The sequence below is a fragment of the Chitinophaga ginsengisegetis genome, from assembly GCF_900168065.1.
In the GTDB taxonomy this organism is placed as follows: domain Bacteria; phylum Bacteroidota; class Bacteroidia; order Chitinophagales; family Chitinophagaceae; genus Chitinophaga; species Chitinophaga ginsengisegetis.
The window spans coordinates 1,072,390-1,096,991 of the sequence record NZ_FUZZ01000001.1 but is presented as its reverse complement, the minus strand read 5'-3'; the positions used below and the strand labels follow the sequence as shown (position 1 = coordinate 1,096,991).

Here is a 24,602-nt window from a genome sequence, read left to right as displayed (position 1 = left end):
TCACTATTGGAATATGACGATTTTGTAACAAAAGTCCACAATTACACTGGTAAATAAAAGCGCAGTGGCTATTTTTAGAAATGTTTTAAAATTAGGGTCGTTTGTTGATTTTTGATACTTATTACGGCTAATTTTTAGAATTATATTCAAAATATAAACCGTGTAGTTGTGATTTCGTGATTTGTGATTTTTGATAGAATGATGTTTTGGTGACAATTTCATGACTGTTATCTTCCCGAATACTGCTTATTACAAAAATCATTTGGGAATCGCAGTTTTTCCTTACCTTAGTCGCCTAAACAATTGCCACTTGTCCATTTCACTGAAATATACAAGCAACAGTCAGCTTAACTACTACTTTCTCATGGCCACGCTTGCCATGGATTCGACTTTGGCATAACCTTTCCCAACGGCCGCTACCGGCCATCCTTCGTGTTTATATACCGTAACTTTGTAATAGTATTCAGTTGCTATTCCTGCGCATGTGTATCTTAATTTTTGCTGCCATCAGCAGGTTGCGCTGTATCATATAAATATGAATCATACACCAGTACAATGAATCATACACCCATTCAATCTTTTAATTGTACACCAGAACAATTTTCTCAAACCACCTGTCATGCCACATTATTATAAACTAGGACAAATACCGCATAAGCGCCATACCCAGTTCCGTAAACCGGACGGCCAGCTGTATTCGGAGCAGTTGTTTTCCACGGAGGGGTTCTCTTCCCACTCCAGCCTGTTGTATCACTGTCACCCCCCTACGGAGATTGTAAAAGTAGATGAACCTTATTCCGTTGCGCCAAAGGTAGCAGAAGAGAAGATGCTGAAGCACCGCAGCTTTATCGGGTTCAACATTAAGCCGGAAGACGACTTTTTAGATAGCCGCAAAGCCGTGCTGGTAAACAGTGATCTTCATATTGTGCTGGCATCGCCCCGGAAAAGTATGGAGGGATATTTTTACAAAAATGCCGATGCAGATGAAATGATTTTTGTACATGAAGGCAGTGGTGTGTTGAAAACACAGTATGGCCAGCTGGAGTTCGGCTATGGCGATTACCTGGTGGTGCCCCGCGGCACTATTTACCAGATTGTTTTTAATACGGAAGATAACCGCCTGTTTATTGTAGAATCGTTTAGTCCTATCCGTTATCCGAAAAGATACCTGAGCAAATACGGCCAATTGCTGGAGCACTCCCCTTACTGCGAGCGGGATATCCGGCAGCCACAGCACCTGGAAACCATTGATGAGGAAGGCGACTTCCTGATCCGGATTAAAAAGAAAGGGGTGATTTATCCCATTCATTATAAACATCATCCCTTCGACGTAGTTGGCTGGGATGGATGCGAATACCCGTTTGCCTTTTCCATCCACGATTTTGAACCGATCACCGGGCGGGTACACCAGCCGCCACCGGTGCATCAGACTTTTGAGGGCAACAACTTTGTAGTGTGTTCCTTCTGTCCGCGGTTATTTGATTACCACCCGCAGGCCATCCCTGCGCCGTATAATCACAGTAACATCGACAGTGATGAGGTATTATATTATGTAGACGGTGACTTTATGAGCCGTAAGCATGTAGTGCGGGGGATGATTACCCTGCATCCTGCGGGGATTCCGCACGGGCCTCACCCCGGAGCCGTGGAAAAAAGCATTGGCGCAAAGGAAACAAAGGAGCTGGCAGTGATGGTAGACACCTTTCACCCGCTCCAGATCACCGAAGCAGCACTGGGTATTGAAGATGGCAGCTATGTAATGAGCTGGGCAGAATAAATGATACACAAAAACCAACCAACTTATAAAACCAAAACAATTGAATGTTATGGAAACAGCATTAGTGAATGCGGACAACTTAACCGGTCAGCAGGACTTTTTACCACTCAACGGTACCGACTACGTTGAGTTTTATGTAGGCAACGCCAAGCAGGCGGCTCATTATTATAAAACTGCTTTCGGCTTTCAGTCGGTAGCTTATGCCGGTCCTGAAACCGGTGTAAAAGACAGGGTTTCCTATGTGCTGGTGCAGAATAAACTGCGCTTTGTACTCACCACCTCCCTGTTACCGGATACGGAAATCGCCCGTCACGTTGCCAAGCATGGCGACGGCGTGAAAGTACTGGCGTTGTGGGTAGACGATGCCCGCTCTGCTTACGAGGAAACGGTGAAACGCGGCGCTACGCCTTACCTGGAGCCGGTTACAGAGAAAGATGAATTTGGCGAAGTAGTACGGAGTGGTATCCATACCTATGGCGATACCGTGCATCTTTTTATAGAACGTAAAAACTATAAAGGGCTGTTTATGCCGGGTTTCAAGGAATGGAAAACGAATTACAATCCAACTGACACCGGCTTATTATATGTAGATCACTGCGTAGGTAATGTAGGCTGGAATGAGATGAATACCTGGGTTGGATTTTACGAGCGCGTGATGGGTTTCCGGAACCTGATCTCTTTCGACGACAGCGATATTTCCACCGAGTACTCTGCCTTGATGAGTAAGGTGATGAGTAACGGTAACGGCCGTGTGAAATTCCCGATCAACGAACCGGCAGAAGGAAAGAAAAAGTCGCAGATTGAAGAGTACCTTGATTTCTATGGCGGGCCGGGTGTGCAGCATGTGGCCATTGCTACCAACGACATTGTGAAAACAGTAACTGAGCTGCAGAACAGGGGAGTAGAGTTCCTCACGGTGCCGCCGGTGTACTATGAAACCTTGCTGGACAGGGTGGGTAAGATTGATGAGGAGATTGCACCGTTGCAAAAGTTAGGCATCCTGGTGGATCGTGATGATGAGGGGTACCTGTTGCAGATTTTCACCAAGCCTATCCAGGACCGGCCAACGGTGTTTTTTGAAATTATTCAGCGCAAGGGCGCGCAGTCTTTTGGTAAAGGCAACTTTAAAGCGTTGTTTGAGTCTATAGAAAGAGAACAGGCGCTGCGCGGTAATTTATAATTCTTCAACTCCCGGTGGGAGGTTACAACTATTTTAACTGCAGTCCGCTCCGGTTTCCCGGAGCGGACTTTGTCTTTTCAGGATTAGGCTGATTACATTGATTTTACTTTTTTCTTTAGGAGATGAGAATTTATGGCGTGAACAGGGAATAGCTCATGCTTAGCTGATGCTTTGCATATACTTAGTTCATACTTAGCACATGCCTTTGGTATGGACTTGACGCGGAGGTGATGTGGAGGTGACGTGGACTTGATCGGTAACGTATTGTGTATCAATGTGCTATAGGGGGTTCTGAAACATTCTTTCAACAGGTTCCGTCAGAGGAATAAACTGAATATCAATGTTTTAAGCACTTTATAAAGATAAACATAATCTGGCAAAATCCGCACTTTTTTGGATGTAAAAGATGAGGGAAGATCGCAGCGCATTTCGCTGTGATCTTCCCTCATCTTTTTATTAAAATCAAAATAATTCTAAAAAATAAAATCAATGTAATCAGCCTGATCAGTCTAATCGGGAGAAAGACAGAATCCGCATCGCCGAAGGCGATTATAAAATATATTCGAATGTTAACGATATGTAAATAACGCGTTATTTTAAACCGTCCGCTGAAAATGCGCGTATATATTGCGTCTTTTCCCACATTCGCCACACTTTAGTTATTTTTACACAGTATATTTATATTTAATATTTGTAACCTATGCTCACAACTTCCGTAGCCCGCGGGGCTATCTATGCCGCTTTGGTGACATCGTTCACCGTCCTTACTGCTTTCCGTAGCGAAGGCAACCATATCAATCTCCACAACGGAGGCGATCAGCAAACGTACCTGCACAAAGTAGTATCACCGGCGGGGCAAACCCTGGTGGAGTACAACACGGACAAAACCATCCGCAGAATTGTACAACTGCGCAAATCAGAAAATGATACCTACAGCGACATCCAGCTGCCGGTATACGAAAATGGCCGCCTGGTGAAGTGCCTGTCGGCTGCCGATGAAAAAGCCGTTACCGGCGAGCCTTACCTGTCGTTTGAGTACAAGAGCGACAAGGTATCGAAGATCACCTACTATCGTGACAATGCCCTGTATTCCTACGATTCCCTGGTGTATGACAACAGTGGTAAATTAGCCAGGCGCTACCAGTTTGGCCGTAACACTGCCAAAGCCGGCTGGGAAAACAGTGGGTACCTGGAGTATGCCTGGAACCAGGAAGGAGATGTAGAACGGATGGATACCTATGGAAAACAGCCAGGGTACAGCAAGTTCGTGTATACGTCGTCCGTTAGTTATACCTACGACCGCAAACTGAACCCGCAGCAGCTGCAGCCCGAGCTGGGCATCCTGCTGGAAGGCGGCGCCGGAAGCCTGTCGGCCCACAACGTGCTTACCGAAAACATCAGCAGCCCAAACACTTCCAGGGTGGTTACCAATACCTATACCTACGCCTATAATGGAAAGTACCCGGTTCGTGCCACTTTCAGTTCCGGCATGGACGCGGCTACCGTAAAACTGGAATGGATAAAGCTACAGTAACGTAATAAACGCGTAACTTTACAATATAAAAATAAGAGTTCCGTTTTTTATGAGGATGCAAACGCTGTTCGGTGTATTGTTTTTGTTAGGTGGGATTTTCCAGGCCTTTACGGCTATATTGATCTATCAGGGGCACAAGCACTATATATTGAAGATTGCCAACAGGAAAGTGAGTATGGTAATATATTTTATTTTTGCCCTGTTATTGTTTTATCTTGCTTATATAAACCTGGTATAAACATTAAAATTTGTTGAATAGTATTATGAAGCGACTTGTTGTAATCGTCCTGATTTTGTTGGGTGCAGGTAAAATTTTTGCCCAGCAATCTTTCCTCGACAATCAGAAAATGTTTCCCAAAGTAGGGGAGGCATACCGTGAAAAGGAGGAGTTGCTGAAAAAAGAATTCGAAAAGAAGGGTCTTGTTTACCCTGCGAGATATATGTTTGTCCGTTCCTTCAAACTGGACAGTGAAATGGAAATCTGGGTGAAAAATAACCCCCAGGATACTTTCCGTTTGTTCAAATCTTACCGGGTGTGTACGCTCTCCGGTAAAATGGGACCTAAACGTAAGGAAGGCGACCGGCAGGTACCGGAAGGATTCTACTATATCAACGATTTTAACCCGAACAGTAACTATCACCTGTCGCTGGGGATCAACTACCCGAATTTTTCAGACCGCATCCTGAGCGATCCGAAAAACCCGGGCGGTGAAATCTATATCCACGGCAATTGTATCACCGTAGGCTGTATTCCTTTAACTGATGAGTTCATTGATGAGGTATACATTTTAGCAGTAAATGCAAAGAATGCAGGACAGGACTTCATACCGGTGCATGTGTTCCCTGTGAAATTTGGCAACCCAGGTTCCATGAACTACCTGGGCACCTTTACAATGACAGACAATTCCTCCAAACAATTCTGGGCGGAACTCAGGTCAGCGTACGATTATTTTGAAAAACACCACCGCCTGCCGGTTGTACTGGTAGACGACAAAGGAAAATACATCCTGTAGCAGTTGCCACATTGCACAGGCCGATGGGTAGATGGAAGTCGTCATACAGACTTACATCTACCCATCTTCTTTTTTTACTTCTTCCTGTTTTTTAACTGCTCATGCATATTTCACCCCTCTTTATTTGGTTTTTAGAAGAATTTTTTCCAACTTGTTCGAAGGTCAAATCAACTTACTATTTATGCACAGAAGAGACGCAATAAGGAATGTGGCGATTTTGTTGGGCACCGCCATTTCCGCTTCCACGTTATCAGCTTTAGAAAGCTGTACAGGTTCCGCTCCTAAGAAATACGATCTTCAAAAGCCGGAAACCAAAGCTTTATTAGCGGAGATAGCGGAAACCATCATACCCAAAACCAGTACTCCTGGTGCAAAAGATGCCAAAGTAGAAGACTTTATCATTGTGATGATGAACGATTGCTACAAGAAAGAAGATCAGCAGGTGTTCCTCGATGGGTTATTAAAAATTAATGAGGCAAGTGAGAAGCAATTCAAAAAAGGCTTCATGGATATTACTCCGGAACAACGTACCGAACTCCTGACAGGGATTGAAAAAGAGCGCGTAGAGTACAACAAGCGTAAAGATAAAAAAGAAGGGGATCCTACCCATTATTTCCAGTACCTGAAAGAATTAACCCTGCTGGGTTATTTCACTTCCGAACCGGGTGCCACCAAAGCACTGCGCTATGTAGCCGTTCCCGGTAAGTACGAAGGTTGCACTCCTTACACCAAAGGAGAGAAGGCCTGGGCGATATAATCTTCTTTTTACTTTCTAAATCCAAATTAAATGAACCTGAATATAAAAGCACAGGCTGAAAATACTTATGATGCCATCGTAATTGGCTCAGGTGTGAGTGGTGGATGGGCAGCCAAAGAGCTGACAGAAAAAGGCTTAAAAGTACTCATGCTGGATCGTGGTAAACCACTGGAGCATGTGAAAGACTATGAAACCGCTACCAAAGATCCGTGGGAGTTTAAACACCGCGGCCGTATCACCGTAGATCAGCGCGAAACACATCCTAAACTGAGCCGCGACTATCCCTACAGTGAACACAACGAAAAATACTGGATCAACGATTCCGAAAGTCCGTATAATGAAGTAAAGCGTTTCGACTGGTACCGCCCGGATATTGTGGGTGGTAAATCCATTATGTGGGGCCGTCAGTCGTACCGCCTGAGCGATATTGATTTTGAAGCCAACCTGAAAGACGGCATTGCCGTAGACTGGCCTATCCGTTATAAAGACATTGCTCCCTGGTACGATTATGTAGAGAAATTTGCCGGTATCAGCGGTACCCGTGAAGGGCTTCCGCAGCTGCCTGATGGCCAGTTTATGCCGGCCATGGAAATGAACTGCGTGGAAAAAGATTTAAAGGCCAGCGTGGAAGGAAAGTTCAAAGGCCGTAATATTACCATGGGGCGTGTAGCCAACATTACGCAGCCGCTTCCCGGCCGTGAGAAATGCCAGTACCGTAACCTTTGCAGCCGTGGATGTCCGTTTGGCGCTTATTTCAGCACGCAGTCCTCCACACTGCCGGCAGCAAGAGCTACCGGTAACCTCACGCTTCGTCCGGACTCCATTGTAAATTCCATCATCTATGATGAAAAGCAAGGCAAGGCAACGGGCGTAAAGGTGATTGACAAGCACACGAAGCAAATGGTGGAATACTATGCGAAGATCATCTTCATCAATGGTTCTACCCTGGGTTCTACCTTTGTAATGATGAACTCTATTTCCTCCCGCTTCCCGAATGGGTTGGGTAACGACAGCGGCGTACTGGGCAAATACCTGATGGATCACCATTTCCGTACAGGCGCCGGCGGTACTGCAGAAGGATACGACGATAAATACTATTTCGGCCGCCGTGCTAACGGGATCTATGTTCCCCGTTACCGCAACATCGGTAGCGATAAACGTGATTATATCCGTGGATTTGGTTACCAGGGTGGCGCCAGCCGCTCAGGCTGGAGCCGCGGTATTGCTGAAATGGGTGTGGGTAAAGACTTCAAGGAAATGCTCACCGAACCGGGTCAATGGAGCATCGGTTTAGGTGGCTTCGGTGAATGTTTGCCTTATGAATCCAACCAGGTAACCCTGGATACCTCTGTGAAAGATGCATGGGGCCAGCCTGTGTTGAAATTTGATGCAGAGTTCAAGGAGAACGAAAAGAAAATGCGTGTGGACATGATGAATGACGCCGCAGAAATGCTGGAAGCCGCAGGTATTAAAAACGTGAAAACATACGACAACGGATCTTATCCGGGTATGGCCATTCATGAAATGGGTACCGCACGTATGGGCCGCGATCCTAAAACATCGGTGCTCAACGGCTTTAACCAGATGCATGCTGTGAAGAATGTATTTGTAACAGATGGCGCATCCATGACCTCCGCTTCCTGCGTAAACCCTTCTCTCACGTATATGGCGTTAACTGCCCGCGCAGTAGACTATGCCGTGAAGGAACTGAAGAAAGGCAATATTTAAAAAATGATAAGTGCGTAGCGGTCAGGGATAGCTTTTGGGAAAGCTGATCCCTGGCCGCTTGTCGCGTTAAACACAACGATATGAATCTTAATATCAAGGCAGAGAAGGAAAATACGTATGATGCCATCGTAGTAGGTTCCGGTATCAGCGGCGGATGGGCAGCCAAAGAGCTGAGTGAAAAAGGATTGAAAACGCTGGTATTGGAAAGAGGGCGTAATGTAGAACACGTTAAAGACTACACCACCGCTATGAAAGCGCCGTGGGAATTTGCGCACCATCTTCACACCACCAATGAAATGCGGGAGAATCATCCCATCCAGAGCCAGTGTTACGCTTTTGATGAAGCCACGCAGCAATTCTGGGTAAATGATAAAGAGAATCCTTACAACGAAATAAAGCCCTTCAACTGGCTGCGGGGATACCATGTTGGTGGCCGCTCCCTCATGTGGGGCCGCCAGGTGTATCGCTGGAGCGACCTTGACTTTGAAGCCAATGCAAAAGACGGTCATGGTGTAGACTGGCCTATCCGCTATAAAGACATTGCCCCGTGGTATAAATATGTAGAAGAATATATCGGCGTAAGCGGTCAGGCGGAAGGGTTACCCCAATTGCCCGACGGCGTTTTCCTGCCGCCAATGGAAATGAACTGCCTCGAGAAGCACGTTGCTGCGCGCATCAAGGAAAAGTATAACGACCGTATCCTCACCATTGGCCGTGCAGCGCATCTCACCAAAGGATTAAAGGACCGTGGTCCGTGCCAGTTCCGTAACCTGTGCGCCCGTGGCTGTCCGTTTACCGGTTACTTCAGCAGCAACGGCGTTACCCTGCCGGCAGCCGCCAAAACAGGTAATATGACCCTTCGCCCGGATTCTATTGTACTGGAAGTATTATATGACAAAGATAAAAGTAAAGCTACCGGCGTAAGGGTGATGGATTCCCATACCCTGCAAACAGTAGAATACTACGCTGATATTATTTTCCTGAACGGCTCCACGCTGGGTACCAGCTGGATCATGCTCAACTCAGTTTCTGAACGTTTCCCTAACGGATTTGGCAACGACAGCGGACAACTGGGGCACAACCTCATGGATCACCATTATGGTGTAGGCGCCGGTGGAGAGTTTGATGGTTTTGAAGACCAATACTACAGCAGCGGTCGCAGACCAAACGGTATTTATATTCCGCGTTTCCGTAACACCAATGCCAACACCCTGCAAAAAGATTATGTGCGTGGATTTGGCTACCAGGGCGGCGCACAAAGAGGCCGTGGTATCAGCATGGATGGCATTGGCGTTCAGCTGAAAGAAGCCCAGGGCGAACCCGGTAAATGGAATATGGGCATCGGTTCCTGGGGCGAACACCTGCCTTATTTTGAAAATAAGGTAGTGCTGAATAAAAATAAGAAAGATAAATACGGACTGCCTACTCTTGATATCGACTGTGAATTTAAAGAGAATGAAATGGCCATGCGCAAGGATATGCAGGCCAGTGCGATAGAAATGCTGGAAGCAGCAGGACTGAAAAATGTACATGGCTACGACAGTGCGCCTCCTCCGGGACATTGCATTCACGAAATGGGAACGGCCCGCATGGGTAAAGATCCTAAAACGTCGGTGCTGAATGGTTTTAACCAGGTACACGCTGCTAAAAATGTATTTGTAACAGATGGCGCCTGTATGACGTCTTCCTCCTGTGTGAATCCTTCTATCACTTATATGGCGCTTACCGCGCGGGCATGTGATTATGCTGTTAAAGAACTGAAGAAAGGAAATATTTAATTTTCGCAAAAGGGGAACCAGCTTACCGGTTTCCCTTTTGCTTTTTAGCAGGTATACTGCAACGATCATTGTTATCTCCCTGAACAATCCCCCGGAAGTATCCGTTAAGCCTCCTATAAAAATCTTTAGAATCAAAGATTTTTGGCGTATTTTGTACGCTTATCTGCAACTTATTTGAACAATGAAGAAAGTAATCCTAAGCGGCATGCTGGCGCTATCCTGTTGGATGGGGCAGGCAGTGCAGGCGCAAAACAAACATTCTTTTGCATTAAGTAAAACTGATTTTATGCTGGATGGTAAACCCTTCCAGATGATCAGCGGAGAGATGCACCCGGCCCGTATACCGCATGAATACTGGCGTCACCGCATTCAGATGGCGAAGGCAATGGGTTGTAATACCATTGCGGCATATGTTTTCTGGAACTATCATGAAACTGTGAAAGGGCAGTTTGATTTCAGTACCGGTAATCACAACATTGCCGGATTTATTAAAATAGCGCAGGAAGAAGGCATGTGGGTATTACTGCGCCCCGGTCCTTATGTATGTGCGGAATGGGAGTTTGGCGGTTTACCTCCTTATCTTCTGCAAACACCGGATATAAAAGTGCGTTGCATGGATCCGCGTTATATAGCAGCAGTAACCACCTACGTAGATCGTTTGGCCGCAGAAGTAAAGCCATTGCTGGTAACCAACGGCGGACCGGTAGTAATGGTGCAGATTGAAAATGAATATGGCAGCTACGGTAACGACAAAGAATATTTAAATACGCTGAAAGATATGTGGGTAAAGAATGGCATCAATGTTCCATTCTACACGGCCGACGGCGCCACTGCCTATATGCTGGAAGCAGGAGGCGTGGAAGGCGCTGCCATCGGACTGGACTCCGGCGGATCGGAAGCGGATTTTGCCGCTGCCAAAAAACAGAATCCCGATGTACCTGCCTTCAGCAGTGAATCCTATCCGGGTTGGTTAACCCACTGGGGCGAACAATGGCAACGGCCGGGCATAGATGGCATTGCCAAAGAAGTGAAGTTCCTCATGGACACCAAACGTTCTTTCAACCTGTATGTAATTCATGGCGGCACCAACTTCGGTTATACTGCCGGCGCTAACTCCGGCGGAAAGGGTTACGAACCTGATGTAACCAGTTACGACTACGATGCGCCTATCAATGAGCAGGGAAATGCGACGCCTAAATACGAAGCGCTGCGTAAGCTGATCGGTTCCTATCTCCCGAAGGGCAAAAAATTACCAGCCATACCAAAACCAATTCCGGCAATTACAATTCCTGAATTTAATCTTACACCCTTTACTTCTGTATGGGATCATTTGCCGCAACCGGTTAAATCCCCGCAACCGAAGCCGTTTGAAGCATACGGACAGGACTATGGTTTTATGGTGTATAAAACCACGCTGATAGGGCATAAGAGCGGCAAGCTGAGTGTAAAGGATTTGCATGACTATGCTACCGTGTTTCTGAATGGCAAGTATATCGGTAAAATTGACCGCCGGCTTGGTGAAAAAACAATTGATCTGCCGGTGAGTGATGTAAAGAATCCTGTACTGGAAATCCTGGTAGAGGGAATGGGCCGCATCAACTTTGCAGAAGCGCTGATTGACCGTAAAGGAATCACGGATCGTGTAGTACTTAACGGTATGACGCTGATGAACTGGGAAGTATACAGCCTGCCAATGACGGAAAAGTTTGTAGAGGAGTTGAGTGCTTCTTCCAATAATGCTGCTAAACCAGGTCAGTTTTTTAAAGCCACTTTTAACCTTGATAAAACCGGTGATACTTACATCGATATGTCGGGATATAAGAAAGGAATTGTTTGGGTAAACGGTCACAATCTTGGCCGCTACTGGGAAATAGGACCGCAGAAGAACCTGTACTGTCCTGCTCCGTGGCTGAAGAAAGGCGCCAATGAAATTGTGGTGTTTGATTTGCACCAGGAAACGGCTGCACCGGTGAAGGGAGTGGTGAGTTTGTAATTAGTAAATATTTATTAAGGATTTGCGGGGAGATAGTAAATAGTCAGACTATTTGCTGTTTCCCCGCAGTTGCTTGAGGCTGTTGTTCCAGTGTGTGCGTTGACAGGAGCTGACCGCGGATGGTGATAAATTGTAATAATAATTTTACAAGGTACTTTTTCCTGTACTTTATTCTGCATCAAAGTAATGCCACATAACATAAACATACCAGTAGTGAGCGTGTTTTTTTTCATAACTGTTTATTTTCGTACAAAGCTAAACACTACGTGTATCCCTTGGCGTTAATGAATCTTAGTATTTTGTGAAAGAGTGTTAAAGTGGCTCGTTGCAAACAAGCCTGTATCCTAGTCCTCTTACATTAATAAGTCGCACCGTAGTGTCATACAGAAGATATTTCCGGAGCTTACTGATATAAACGTCCATATTACGGGAATTATCAATATTATCATCTCCCCAGAGTTTCTCCAGCATTATTTTACGAGAAGTAGTTTTATTCGCATTTTCTGAAAACATGCGTAGCATATCTGCTTCTCTTAGAGAAAGACTTTGATTGTCTTTAGGATGCTTTAGTTCCTGTCTGTTATAGTCGAAAATATATTTTCCTAGAGAAAATATACCGGGTATGTTTCTTTGTGGAACGAGAGGAAGAGAACGTTTGAGAAGGTTTTTTATACGGAGCATCAGTTCTTCCAGGCTGAATGGTTTTTTTATATAATCGTCAGCGTATTCCAGGCCACGTATCACGTCGGCGTTTCCAAGCTTTCCCGTAAGAAAGATAATCGGTGTTTTTTCGTCAACGTCACGTATGTCCTTTACCAGTGAGAAACCATCTTTTTCTGGCATCATGATATCGATTAGACAGGCATGTGGTTGATGGGAGAGATATTTTTCCCATCCCTGCCGTCCATCAGCGGCGTGTACAATATCGAACCCATTATGTTCGAGGGTTTCTTTGACAACGCTTGCCAATATCGGTTCATCTTCAACCAGCAGTAGTTTTATTTTTTGCATAATAAGGGAATTGAAGCGTGAATTGGGTGCCGTTACCGGGAGTGCTTTGTACATGGATCTGTGCGTTAAGTTTTTGTATTAATAGTTTTACATGACTTAGACCTATGCCGAATCCTTTTACATCGTGTCTGTCCCCCTGATGAACCCTATAGAACTTGTCAAAGATAAAAGGAAGATCTTTTTCATGGATACCATCGCCATTATCGGCAATTGTAAGGATGATGCCGGTGGGGTTAGCTTTAACCGTTATCCTGATTTCGGGAACGGGATGATGGTTGTATTTGAGAGCGTTATCCAACAGATGATTTAAGATAGTTTCAAAGTCATGTTGATCTGTTTCTATTACCGGTTCTGGCGACAGTATGTCTATTGTGATGATAGCTTGTGATTTGTAAGAGAAGCGCTGTTTGATGTTGTCAAGGATTTCCTCCGGAAATAGAGGTGCTATCTTTATATCACGTTCCTGTTCTTCCAGTCTTACAATGTTAATGATGCGCAGAATGAGCTCCTGAAGGTTATCCAGTTCCTTCTTATTATGTTTCAGGTAGCGTTCTGTCATTTCGGGATTGTTCATGCCTTTGTAGGTAAGCAGGGCTTCATTGGTGGCATGTAATACAGATAGGGGAGTATTTAGCTCATGGGTAATGTCCGTAATAAAGTTTTGTTTCAGTTGCTCCAGTTTTTTCTCTCGGTTCAGATTGCACCAGGATTCCCGCCCCCAGCGGATTATGTGCATCATGATCACAACGGAGATGGCAATGGAAAACGATGTATAGTCGAATCCGTAACCTGTCTCTTTCCCAAAAATAACACCGCTTATTTTGCCTGTATTGTTGACCGGAGGGATGATCCTTAATAAGCGAGGGTCATTTTTAACACGGTATATTGAGGTGTCTGCATAGAGTTGAAAAGGCGTGAAGATGCATTCTTCCTCTAGTCTTTGACGATACTGTTCCTGAAGGGTATAGACATTGAGATCTGTTGCATCTTTCGCCATTGTCTCATAAACCTGCTCCAGTATTTTTGTAGCATAGGATCTGAAGATCGTTTTTTCAGATCGATATGTCTGGTATATCCAATTTGCCAGGAGGCAAACAACTATAATGGAGGGAAGGATTATCCACAGGCGAATAATTTCGAGGTAACTTTTCATACCAACAAATATAAATGCCTACCTATTTATTTTCGTGTTTTTTTAACAATCATTAAGAAAAGAAATGCGATAAAGTTGCTTTTACGTTTTAGCAACTATTGATCTGCCTTTGTGTACTATTTACACAAACGATTTATTTTCACTGCCTTGCTTTTAACAATGAAAATTGGTAACTTAGAAATGGTGGTTTTTCATTTATTTACTCTTCTAAAAGTCTTGCCATGGGAAAGGTACGTAATATCCTGCAGGTAAAGGGTCATGCAGTATACTCCATAAATCCCGACAACACTGTTTTTGAAGCGCTCCAACTCCTTGTAGATCACAACGTCGGCGCATTGACAGTAGTTGATGAAGATGAACATTTCATGGGAATTTTTTCCGAACGTGATTATGCCCGCCGGGTGATCCTGAAGGGGCGTGCTTCAAAGGAAACTTTGATCCGGGAAATCATGACAGAGCGTCCTATCACGGTTACTGAGGATGATTCCATTGAGGACTGTATGGGATTGATGACAGATAAAAGGATCCGTCACCTGCCGGTAGTTGACCAGCAGAACAGGCTGATGGGTTTGATATCTATTGGTGACGTGGTGAAATTTATTATTGACGACCAGCAGCACATTATCACCAGTCTTGAATGTTATATTACGGGTACACATACCTGAGTATCGCATTTTAATCTTTTGTTTAATCGTTGTATTTTTTGTAACTTCAGTTTCATATAGTCTTTACCGTATAGCAGCATTTGAAACGTTATGAAACCGGGTCCGTATCCGGTCTTCCCTCTTGATTTGGCGGTTTACAGACTAGCATTACCAATAATAGACATGTTCAGTAGATTGGAAAGCATACTACTGGTTTTATCTGATAGACAGGCATAACGGACTTTTAAGTAAATCGCTCGGAGGGCGAACACTTTGAAAAGCGCTGTTTCTGACATCACTCCCATCTGGCCATTTTTAGCATATGGAGCTATTGTGGTGATACTCATCAGTATCATACTGGGGCTCTCTTATGTACTGGGGCAGCGGCATAAAGACCGCGCCACCGGTGAGGCTTATGAGTCCGGCATCATCTCCACCGGCTCTGCACGACTACGGTTCCCTTCCCAGTTCTACCTGGTAGCGATGCTCTTCGTTATTTTCGACATTGAAACGGTATTAATTATATCCTGGGCAATTGCCTACGAAGAAGTAGGCTGGACCGGCTTCCTCGGCGTTTCTGTTTTTATCTTCATATTACTGGCTGTACTTATTTACGAATGGCGTAACGGCGCATTGGACTTCGGGCCCGATGGGAAAAAGATTTTACGCGCGTATAAAAAAATGCGGAAGAAAACTTCCACTCACGTTAACGGTTACACGGACATTAAGACTCCAACACCACAGGCACTGACGTAGCAACAGCATGTTGATTTTATGAATCATGCATAGGTAAATCAACTTTTATATGAAATGGTGGCTGACCAACGCAAATGATGTAACGGGTAAGATATCCGGCAATACTTCTATGGAAGAAGTGATACAGCAAAGTGTAATGCTCACTTCCGTAGAAAGCCTGCTGGCATGGGGACGGAAAAATTCGCTATGGCCCTTCCATTTCGGCCTTTCCTGTTGTTTTGTAGAAATGGCTACCGCTATGACCCCTAAGTATGATATGGCCCGGTTTGGCGCGGAAGTAATCAGAGGTACTCCCCGCGAAGCTGATGTCATGATCATCGCAGGCACCGTATTTATAAAAATGGCGCCCGTCATTCAACGTTTGTATGAGCAGATGATGGAGCCCCGCTGGGTAATATCCATGGGCTCCTGTGCCAATTCCGGCGGTATGTACGACATCTACAGCGTAGTACAGGGAGTAGATAAATTTCTACCTGTAGATGTCTATGTACCCGGTTGCCCCCCGCGCCCGGACGCATTCATGTCGGGCCTCGTTATGCTGCGCGACAGCGTAGGTAAAGAGAAACGCCCCCTCAGCTGGGTGATCGGTGAACAGGGCGTAATCCGGCCGGAAAAAATCTCCATGAAAGATACCCTGCGGGAGAAACGGCAACAAATGACAAAGTTTAAAACACCCGATGAAATTTAATAACAATACTTACTAACATTAACGGATATATGAAAAATTAAACCGGAAAAGGACCACAGTATTTATCTTACCCCATCTAAACTTAATACGCCATGCCAGAGCGCATTGCAGCGGAATTAAGCTCCCGTTTTGGTGATATCACCTTCGAACCTCAGGTTACACGGGATGGGACGCCCACCTTCTGGACGCCACAGGAGCATATTGTGGCCGTACTACAGTTTCTTAAATCTGAAATACAAATGCCTTATCGCATGCTCTATGACCTCACGGCCATTGACGAGCGTGCGTATAAACGGCAACAGAACGGGCACAAACCCTATGACTTTACCGTTGTTTACACACTTTTTTCCTTCGACAGAAACGAATTCCTGCGAATAAAGGCCGGTCTCCACGGCGAATACCCAACGCTGGAAAGTATCACCCCCATCTGGACGGCAGCCAACTGGTATGAACGCGAAGTGTACGACATGTTCGGCATCCGGTTCAATGGTCACCCCTTGCTGAAACGCATCCTCATGCCTTCCACCTGGGAAGGGCACCCGCTCCGGAAGGAGCACCCCGCACGCGCAACTGAAATGGGGCCGTTTAAGCTCTATGACGAGAAGCAGGACAGGGAGCAGGAGGCCCTGCGGTTTAAACCCGAAGAATGGGGCTTAAAAAGCCATAGCGAGGACGCCGACTTTATGTTCCTCAACATCGGTCCGCAACATCCGGGTACCCACGGTGTTTTGCGCATCATCCTCCAGCTCAACGGCGAAGATATTGTAGACGCCGTACCCGATATCGGGTTCCATCACCGCGGCGCGGAAAAGATGGGAGAGCGGCAATCCTGGCACACGTATATTCCTTACACTGACCGTATCGATTATCTCGGCGGCGTGAATAATAACCTGGCCTACCTCTTATCGGTGGAGCAGCTGGGCGGCATAGATGTACCGCTCCGCGCACAGGTGATCCGCATTATGCTCTGCGAATTGTTCCGTATTGCCAGCCACCTGGTGTGGTATGGCACCTTTGCCCAGGACCTCGGGCAGCTGTCGCCCGTATTCTATATGTTCACCGACCGTGAACGCGTGTTCGAAATTATAGAAGCCATTTGCGGCGGCCGCATGCATCCCAACTGGTTCCGTATTGGCGGCGTAGCCCAGGACCTGCCCAACGGCTGGGAACCGCTCGTGAAAAACTTTATCAGCTATTTCCCGAAACAGCTGAAGGAGTACGACAGCATGGTGATGAAAAACTATCTCTTTAAAGCCCGTACCAAAGGTATCGGCATCTATACACTGGAAGAAGCCATTGAATGGGGCGTAACCGGCCCCGGACTACGGGCCTGCGGCCTGGAGTGGGATATGCGCAAGAAGCGGCCATATAGTGGTTATGAGAATTTTGCTTTCGAGATCCCGGTCGCACACAACGGAGATTGTTACGACCGCGCGGTAGTACGGGTGGAAGAAATGCGACAGAGCCTCCGCATCATTGAACAATGCGTGGCCTACATGCCGTCCGGCGATTATAAGTCGCACCACCCGCTGGCTACCCCTCCGGTAAAAGCACGCACCATGCAGGACATCGAAACCCTCATCCATCACTTCCTCAACGTAAGCTGGGGACCGGTAATACCCGCCGGGGAAGCTGCTGTTTGCACTGAGGCCACCAAAGGATGGAACAGCTACTACCTGATCAGCGATGGCAATACCGCTTCTTACCGTACCAGGGTACGAACGCCTTCTTTCCCGCACATGCAGATGATTCCGCTGATCAGCCGCGGATATACCGTGGCCGATCTGTTATCGATACTCGGAGGAATGGATTACGTACTCGCAGATATTGACAGATAATATAACAACATATGCTTTCTGCAATTGAAATAGAACAGATCACACATGAAATGCAGCAGGTGCCGGTTAAAAAAGCGGCCTGTATTGAAGCATTAAAAATTGTACAGGGACAGCGCCGCTGGGTATCTGATGAAAGCGTGGCAGACATTGCCGCTATACTGGATATGAGCACCGCGGAAGTAGACAGCGTAGCTACTTTCTACAACCTCATCTTCCGGCGGCCGGTAGGCAGGCACGTGATCCTGTTGTGCGATAGCATCAGCTGCTACGTGATGGGCTATACGGAGATCAAACAACAACTGATGGAACTGCTGCAGATCAAATACGGACAAACCACGCCCGATGAACGCTTTACGCTGCTGCCCAATGCTTGTCTTGGTACCTGCGACCATGCACCGGCAATGATGATAGACAACGACCTGTACAGGGATCTGACAACAGCTTCCCTTTCACAAATACTGGATCAATATTTATAAAGATGGAAAAACCGCTCACACAACATATACCCGCTTCCGGAGCACCTCTTCATCTGAAGGAGTATGAAGCAGTGGGCGGCTATGCCGCATTACGCAAAGTATTGCAGGAACTCACCCCTGCGGAAGTGACGGACAAAGTAAAAGACGCCAATCTAAAAGGCCGTGGCGGCGCAGGTTTCAGCACCGGTATGAAATGGAGTTTTGTTCCGGCAGAAGCAACCGGCCCGCGTTACCTGATCTGTAACGCCGATGAAATGGAACCCGGCACCTTCAAAGACCGCTGGTTACTGGAAGGTAATCCGCACCAGTTGCTGGAAGGAATGATCATTGCCGCTTATGCCATACAGGCCACACAAGGTTTTGTGTTTATGCGCTGGGCCTATAAAGAAGCCGCGCAAATCATGAACCAGGCCATTGCAGATGCCTATGCCGCAGGTTATCTCGGTAAAAATATACTCGGTAAAAATTATAACCTGGAGATGCAATTGCATACAGGCGTTGGCAGATATATGTGCGGAGAAGAAACCGCGCTGCTCAATTCGCTGGAAGGGAAACGCGCTGTACCCCGCGCCAAACCGCCCTTTCCACAGGTAAGCGGGTTGTTTGGCAAACCTACTATTGTGAACAACGTGGAAACGTTGTCTTATATACCGCATATTATCAGTAAGGGGGGCGACTGGTTCAAATCATTGAGCTATACCGCCGACGGGGGTACGAAAATATACGGTGTAAGTGGAAAAGTTAACAAGCCCGGTGCCTGGGAACTACCTATGGGCGTTACTATGCGGGAATTACTGGAGGAACATGCGGGTGGCATGAAAGCAGGATACCGTTTTCGCGGTGCATTGCCCGGTGGCGCTTCCACTGATTTCTTAACTGATGTTCACCTCGATGTAAAAATGGATTTCGCAGGAGTAGCTGCTGCGGGAAGCCGCCTGGGTACCGGCACTATGGTGATACTGGACGACCGCACCTGCCCGGTGGGATTTGTCCATAACCTGGAGCATTTCTTTGCACAGGAGTCGTGTGGTTTCTGCACGCCCTGCCGCGAAGGACTGCCCTGGACGGAGAAGATACTATACGCACTGGAACAGGGACAGGGCACTTATGCAGACCTCGAGCAACTGGAAATGCATACGAAGCTGTTAGGCCCCGGTAATACTTTCTGCGCGCTGGCGCCCGGCGCTATGGAGCCGTTGCAAAGCGCACTGAAATATTTCCGGGAGGATTTTGAACAACACATCAAAGAAAAAAAATGTCCATATGCCGATCATACACATCGATAATAAACCCTACGAGGTAAAGGAGGGAAAGAACCTGCTGGAAGCTTGCCTGTCGCTGGGTTTAAACCTTCCTTACTTTTGCTGGCACCCAGCCCTGGGTGCGGTGGGCGCCTGCCGTCAATGCGCCGTTAAGGTGTTTAAGGATGAGGAAGACAAGAAGGGCAGGATCATCATGTCGTGCATGGAGCCGGTAAAAGACCAGCTTCGTTTATCCGTTGACGATACCGATGCCCGCAACTTCCGGGAGCATGTGATCGGCTGGCTGATGACCAATCACCCGCACGACTGCGCCGTGTGCGATGAAGGCGGCTCCTGCCATTTGCAGGATATGACGGTGATGACAGGCCACTCTTACCGCGATTATCATTTCACCAAAAGAACTTATAACAACCAATATCTCGGACCATTCCTGAATCATGAAATGAACCGTTGCATCCAGTGCTACCGTTGTGTGAGGTTTTACAAAGACTTTGCCGGTGGTAAGGACCTGGATGTTTTTGCCGCGCATAACCATGTATATTTTGGCCGGCAGGAAGAGGGCACGCTGGAAAGCGAGTTTAGCGGCAATCTTGCCGAAATATGCCCTACCGGTGTGTTTACGGATAAAACACTGAAGCAGCATTATACCCGCAAATGGGATCTGACCTCTGCTGCTTCGGTATGCCAGGGCTGTGGCCTGGGCTGTAATATCCTCGCCGGTGAGCGTTATGGCGCCGTGCGACAGATCACCAACCGGTTTAATGGCGCAGTAAACGGTTATTTCCTTTGCGACCGTGGCCGCTATGGCTACGAATTTGTGAACAGCGGACAACGGATCAAAACGCCGATGGTGCATCATGGCCCTGCAGATAAGGCCAATGGCATCCCGGTGCTGCAACATGTACATCAACGGATGAAGCCAGGGAAGACTATCGGCATCGGATCGCCGAGAGCTTCCCTGGAATCCAATGCTGTACTGAAGGAGCTGGTAGGAGAAGAAAACTTTTACCTCGGTGTGTCGTCGGCAGATCACGACCTGGTATCCCTTTCCCTTAAAATACTGGAACAGGGGCCGGTGCGCAGCGCCTCCCTGCAGGAAGCGGCAGCAGCAGATGTAGTGCTGATCCTCGGAGAAGATGTAACCAATACCGCGCCGATGCTGGCGTTGTCGGTACGGCAGGCGGTACGCCGCATCCCGGTGGAAGATGTGATCAACCATATCCACATGCCCGCCTGGCAGGATGCTGCGGTGCGGGAAGCCGTGCAGGATAGCAAAGGCCCCCTGTATATTTTAAATGTACAGGAAACAAAACTGGATGAACTGGCAAAAGGAGCCTATCATACTGCGCCAGATAATATTGCCCGTATAGGCTTTGGCGTTAGCCACCTGCTAAGCAGCAAAATGCCGGAAGTAAAAGGAATGTCGGAGCAGGGAAAAGCGATTGCTGAAGAAATAGCCGGCGTGCTGAAAGCTGCTAAGAACCCGCTTATCATTGCGGGCTACGGCGGTGGCAGTGAAGCCATCATCAAAGCCGCTGCAAATGTGTCATGGGCGCTGCGGGACCTGGGTATTGATGCCATGCTTACTTACACGGTGCCGGAATGCAACAGCGTGGGGCTTGAAATGCTGGGCGGCCATCGCCTGGATTCGGCGGTAGACCGTGCATTGAATAACGAAGTGGATACCGCGATTATTTTGGAAAATGACCTGTACCGCAGGCTGAACCAGCACCGTGCAGAGAAGTTTTTTGGAAAAGTGAAAGACGTGATCCTGCTGGATCATCTTTATAATCCTACCGCAGAAAAAGCAACCATCATTTTACCGGCCGGCACGTTTGCAGAATCGGATGGTACATTGGTTAATAATGAAGGCCGCGCCCAGCGCTTCTTCCAGGTATTTGCGCCCGACTCCGCAGTGCAGGAAAGCTGGCGCTGGCTGTTACAGATCGCCGATATAAATGGTCATGCTACCCTCTCTGGTTTACAACACCTTGATGATGTGGTAAGTCACATTGCACACGCATACAAAAAATTTGAAGGGATAGATAAGCTTGCACCGCATGCTGATTTTCGTATTGCCGGTCAGAAGGTACCACGGGAGCCACATCGCTTCAGCGGCCGCACCGCCATGCAGGCCAATGTAAATGTAAGCGAGCCACGTCCGCCACAGGACCCGGATACGGCGCTATCCTTTACCATGGAAGGCTACCGGGGAGAGCCACCTTCTTCCATGATTCCTTTCTTCTGGGCGCCGGGATGGAACTCGGTACAGTCGGTGAATAAATTCCAGGTGGAAACCGGCGGACCGCTGCACGACGGTAACCCAGGCAAGCGGCTCATTGAACCTCACGCTAACGGACAAACGCCGTTCTATACAGAGGTGCCGGAACCCTTTCTGCCACTCAAAGAACACCTGTTACTGGTACCACTCTATCATATTTTCGGATCGGAAGAACTGAGCGTGCATACACCGGGCATTGCAGAACGCATTCCTGCCCCGTACATCATGCTGCACAGTGAAGACGCAAAGCGGTTGCAGGTAACCGCCGGATACCTGCTGCATTTCACGGATAACGGGCATCAATATACGTTGCCGGTGATCATTAACGATACATTACAGGAAGGCGTTGCCGGAATACCTGTAGGCCTTCCCGGCATGCAGATTTCAGAGGCGCCGCAACTGATAAAAGTATAATGCTATGATAAACATTTGGTGGATAATAGGCGGGGTGCTTTTTGCACTGTTAAATACGGCGGCGGGTCTTATTTGGGTGGAGCGCCGTATGCTGGCACTGTGGCAGGACCGCTACGGACCCAACAGGGCAGGTCCTTTCGGGCTGCTGGTGGTGTTGGCGGATACTATCAAGTTGTTTTTTAAGGAAGACTGGATTCCGCCGTTTGCCGATAAAGTAGTGTTTGTATTTGCCCCGGGCGTGGTGATGTTGAGTGTGCTCATGAGCTTTGTGGTGATGCCCTTTGCACCTGGCATTGTGGTGGCCGACCTGAATATAGGGTTGTTGTTTTTCCTGGCCATGTCGTCCCTGGGCGTATACAGCGTGGTGTTGGGCGGTTGGGCTTCCAATAATAAGTATGCGTTGCTGGGCGCTATGCGCGGGGCTTCGCAGATGATCAGCTACGAAGTGTTTATGGGATTGGCGCTGATGGGCGTAGTGGTATTGAGCGGCTCTTTTAATCTTGCTGAAATAGTAGAGGCGCAGCGGAAAGTATGGTTTATCATTCCGCAGTTTATAGGCTTCCTCATTTTCCTGGTGGCGGGCGTAGCAGAAACACACCGTTTGCCTTTTGATATTCCGGAGGCGGAAAGTGAGCTGGTAGCGGGTTTCCACTCTGAATATTCCGGGATGAAGTTCGGTATGTTCTTCATTGGTGAATACCTGGGCGTAACGCTGATTTCCGGCATGCTGGTAACGCTCTATTTTGGTGGCTGGCTTGGTCCTGCTTTTCTGCCGCCGGTATTATGGTTTGTGATAAAAACGTTTGCCTTTATTATGCTGTTCATCCTGTTCCGCGCTTCTATGCCGAGGCCGCGGTATGATCAGCTGATGGAGTACGGCTGGAAGGTATTGTTTCCTTTGTCGATTTTGAACCTGATGGTAACAGCTGCCATTAAGCTGTGGTTAAATTCTTAAAACGAAAAACATGTTTAGTCTGGTAAGAAGTATGTGGCTGATATTCCTGCATATGTTCCACAAGCGGGAAACATTTCAGTACCCGGAACAGAAGGCGCCGTTGCCGGCCCGCTGGCGGGGCCGCATTGCGTTAACCCGTGATCCGGACGGAGGTGAGCGATGTGTGGGTTGTTACCTGTGTGCTGCGGCCTGCCCGGTGGATTGTATCTCCCTGCAGGCAACAGAAGATGATTCCGGCAGAAGATACCCCGAGTTTTTCCGGATCAATTTCTCGCGTTGTATTTTCTGTGGCTTTTGTGAAGAGGCTTGTCCTACTTATGCGATACAGTTACTCCCTGATTTTGAAATGGCGGAATATAACCGTCAGAACCTGGTATATGAAAAGGAAGATCTTCTCATCAACAGTGAGGGCAAGTATCCCGGATATAACTATTACAATGTAGCCGGTATGGCCATTCGTGGAAAAGATAAAGGTGATGCGCAACAGGAGGAACCACCGGTAGATATTAAAAGCCTGATACCATGATAGGGACCGCATTTTATATTGCTGCGTTAATTGCGGTATTGTCTACCGTAATGGTGATCACCCGGTATAATATTATGCATGCCCTGTTGTATCTGGTAGTGTCTTTACTGGCGGTGGCGGTGGTATTGTATCTCTATGGCGCGCCTTTTATGGCGACGCTGGAAGTGATTGTGTATGCGGGCGCCATTATGGTGTTGCTGATTTTTTTTGTGATGATGCTGAACCTGGGGAAGGAGTCGGCAGCGCAGGAAAAGCTATGGCTGAAGCCGCGCATCTGGATCTTTCCATCGTTGCTTTGCATCATCCTGCTGGGAGAGTTGGTATTCCTGGTATTGCAGAACCGTCAGCCGGTATCCGGCGTCCAGGTGGTGAATCCGAAAGAGGTGGGTATTGCTTTATTCGGCCCTTATATCCTGGCGGTGGAACTTACCGGGATGTTGCTGATGGCGGGCATTGTAGGGGCTTATCATTTAGGGCGGCAGAAAGAGAAAACATTGCACCGGTTCCTTGAAAATAATCAATCATGATAGTACATCCTACCACAGCGGGCATGCTGCTTGCCGGCGTTTTATTTGTGCTGGGGCTGATCAGTATCCTGGTTCGCCGCGACATTATTTTTATGTTGTTGTCGGTGGAGATAATGCTGAACGCCGCGGGACTGGCTTTCGTAGTGGCTTCTTCCCACTGGGGTACTGCCGACGGACAGGTGATGTTCATCTTCATACTGGCGATGGCGGCAGCGGAAGTATCGGTAGGACTGGCATTGATCTTACAGTTATATCATCAGCTCAAAACACTGGACAGCGACGAAGCAGCAAAAATGAACGGATAAAATATT

21 protein-coding genes are annotated in these 24,602 nt (G+C 47.4%); 19 read left to right on the top strand and 2 right to left on the bottom strand.

The window, feature by feature from the left end; genetic code table 11:
• The first annotated feature begins 619 nt into the window (after positions 1-619).
• The 8 genes from B5Z18_RS04210 to B5Z18_RS04165 all read left to right on the top strand — a co-directional run bounded on the left by B5Z18_RS04210 (position 620) and on the right by B5Z18_RS04165 (position 11,760).
• A complete protein-coding gene (locus tag B5Z18_RS04210) occupies positions 620-1,777 on the top strand; it encodes a homogentisate 1,2-dioxygenase (protein ID WP_079468135.1) in 1,158 nt (385 codons plus the stop codon).
• A 49-nt stretch (positions 1,778-1,826) separates the two neighbouring features.
• A complete protein-coding gene (gene hppD, locus B5Z18_RS04205) occupies positions 1,827-2,957 on the top strand; it encodes a 4-hydroxyphenylpyruvate dioxygenase (RefSeq protein ID WP_079468134.1) in 1,131 nt (376 codons plus the stop codon).
• Between the two features lie 700 nt (positions 2,958-3,657).
• Positions 3,658-4,491 (top strand): hypothetical protein, encoded by an 834-nt coding sequence (locus tag B5Z18_RS04195; protein ID WP_079468132.1) that lies wholly within the window; start codon positions 3,658-3,660, stop codon positions 4,489-4,491.
• Positions 4,492-4,754: 263 nt separating this feature from the next.
• Positions 4,755-5,504, top strand: a complete 750-nt coding sequence (locus B5Z18_RS04185; RefSeq protein WP_079468130.1) for a L,D-transpeptidase family protein — start codon at positions 4,755-4,757, stop codon at positions 5,502-5,504.
• A gap of 181 nt (positions 5,505-5,685) precedes the next feature.
• Positions 5,686-6,261: a gluconate 2-dehydrogenase subunit 3 family protein gene (locus tag B5Z18_RS04180; protein ID WP_079468129.1), complete on the top strand. Its 576-nt coding sequence runs from the start codon at positions 5,686-5,688 to the stop codon at positions 6,259-6,261.
• 30 nt (positions 6,262-6,291) lie between these two features.
• Positions 6,292-7,989 (top strand): GMC oxidoreductase, encoded by a 1,698-nt coding sequence (locus B5Z18_RS04175; protein ID WP_079468128.1) that lies wholly within the window; start codon positions 6,292-6,294, stop codon positions 7,987-7,989.
• A gap of 80 nt (positions 7,990-8,069) precedes the next feature.
• Positions 8,070-9,767, top strand: coding sequence for a GMC oxidoreductase (locus B5Z18_RS04170; protein ID WP_079468127.1), 1,698 nt, complete (start codon positions 8,070-8,072; stop codon positions 9,765-9,767).
• Between the two features lie 181 nt (positions 9,768-9,948).
• The gene (locus B5Z18_RS04165) at positions 9,949-11,760 is read left to right on the top strand and encodes a glycoside hydrolase family 35 protein (protein ID WP_079468126.1); all 1,812 of its coding nucleotides are present in this window, start codon (positions 9,949-9,951) and stop codon (positions 11,758-11,760) included.
• Positions 11,761-12,072: 312 nt separating this feature from the next.
• On the opposite strand, the gene B5Z18_RS04160 is transcribed toward B5Z18_RS04165, so the two are convergent.
• The gene (locus B5Z18_RS04160; protein ID WP_079468125.1) at positions 12,073-12,771 is read right to left on the bottom strand and encodes a response regulator transcription factor; all 699 of its coding nucleotides are present in this window, start codon (positions 12,769-12,771) and stop codon (positions 12,073-12,075) included.
• Complete coding sequence (locus B5Z18_RS04155; RefSeq protein ID WP_079468124.1) at positions 12,743-13,924, bottom strand: sensor histidine kinase; 1,182 nt, start codon at positions 13,922-13,924, stop codon at positions 12,743-12,745. Before B5Z18_RS04155 ends, B5Z18_RS04160 begins: the two co-directional genes overlap by 29 nt.
• Positions 13,925-14,145: 221 nt before the next feature.
• Between B5Z18_RS04155 and B5Z18_RS04150 the strand changes: the two genes are divergently transcribed.
• The 11 genes from B5Z18_RS04150 to nuoK all read left to right on the top strand — a co-directional run bounded on the left by B5Z18_RS04150 (position 14,146) and on the right by nuoK (position 24,596).
• Positions 14,146-14,589 (top strand): CBS domain-containing protein, encoded by a 444-nt coding sequence (locus B5Z18_RS04150; RefSeq protein WP_079468123.1) that lies wholly within the window; start codon positions 14,146-14,148, stop codon positions 14,587-14,589.
• A 252-nt stretch (positions 14,590-14,841) separates the two neighbouring features.
• The gene (locus tag B5Z18_RS04145; protein WP_079468122.1) at positions 14,842-15,324 is read left to right on the top strand and encodes an NADH-quinone oxidoreductase subunit A; all 483 of its coding nucleotides are present in this window, start codon (positions 14,842-14,844) and stop codon (positions 15,322-15,324) included.
• Between the two features lie 49 nt (positions 15,325-15,373).
• Complete coding sequence (locus tag B5Z18_RS04140; RefSeq protein WP_079468121.1) at positions 15,374-16,012, top strand: NADH-quinone oxidoreductase subunit B; 639 nt, start codon at positions 15,374-15,376, stop codon at positions 16,010-16,012.
• 92 nt (positions 16,013-16,104) lie between these two features.
• Positions 16,105-17,850: an NADH-quinone oxidoreductase subunit C/D gene (nuoC, locus tag B5Z18_RS04135; protein ID WP_079468120.1), complete on the top strand. Its 1,746-nt coding sequence runs from the start codon at positions 16,105-16,107 to the stop codon at positions 17,848-17,850.
• Between the two features lie 11 nt (positions 17,851-17,861).
• Entirely contained in the window at positions 17,862-18,326 is a 465-nt protein-coding gene (nuoE, locus tag B5Z18_RS04130) for an NADH-quinone oxidoreductase subunit NuoE (RefSeq protein ID WP_079468119.1), read from the top strand.
• A gap of 2 nt (positions 18,327-18,328) precedes the next feature.
• Entirely contained in the window at positions 18,329-19,612 is a 1,284-nt protein-coding gene (gene nuoF / locus B5Z18_RS04125) for an NADH-quinone oxidoreductase subunit NuoF (protein WP_079468118.1), read from the top strand.
• A complete protein-coding gene (gene nuoG, locus B5Z18_RS04120) occupies positions 19,590-22,283 on the top strand; it encodes an NADH-quinone oxidoreductase subunit NuoG (RefSeq protein ID WP_079468117.1) in 2,694 nt (897 codons plus the stop codon). The genes nuoF and nuoG overlap by 23 nt, the downstream gene beginning before the upstream one ends.
• Positions 22,284-22,287: 4 nt before the next feature.
• On the top strand, positions 22,288-23,238 hold the full coding sequence (gene nuoH / locus B5Z18_RS04115) for an NADH-quinone oxidoreductase subunit NuoH (RefSeq protein ID WP_079468116.1): 951 nt from the start codon (positions 22,288-22,290) through the stop codon (positions 23,236-23,238).
• 10 nt (positions 23,239-23,248) lie between these two features.
• Complete coding sequence (gene nuoI, locus B5Z18_RS04110) at positions 23,249-23,764, top strand: NADH-quinone oxidoreductase subunit NuoI (RefSeq protein WP_079468115.1); 516 nt, start codon at positions 23,249-23,251, stop codon at positions 23,762-23,764.
• Complete coding sequence (nuoJ, locus tag B5Z18_RS04105; RefSeq protein WP_079468114.1) at positions 23,761-24,291, top strand: NADH-quinone oxidoreductase subunit J; 531 nt, start codon at positions 23,761-23,763, stop codon at positions 24,289-24,291. Before nuoI ends, nuoJ begins: the two co-directional genes overlap by 4 nt.
• Positions 24,288-24,596, top strand: coding sequence for an NADH-quinone oxidoreductase subunit NuoK (gene nuoK / locus B5Z18_RS04100; RefSeq protein WP_079468113.1), 309 nt, complete (start codon positions 24,288-24,290; stop codon positions 24,594-24,596). The genes nuoJ and nuoK overlap by 4 nt, the downstream gene beginning before the upstream one ends.
• Positions 24,597-24,602: the final 6 nt, after the last annotated feature.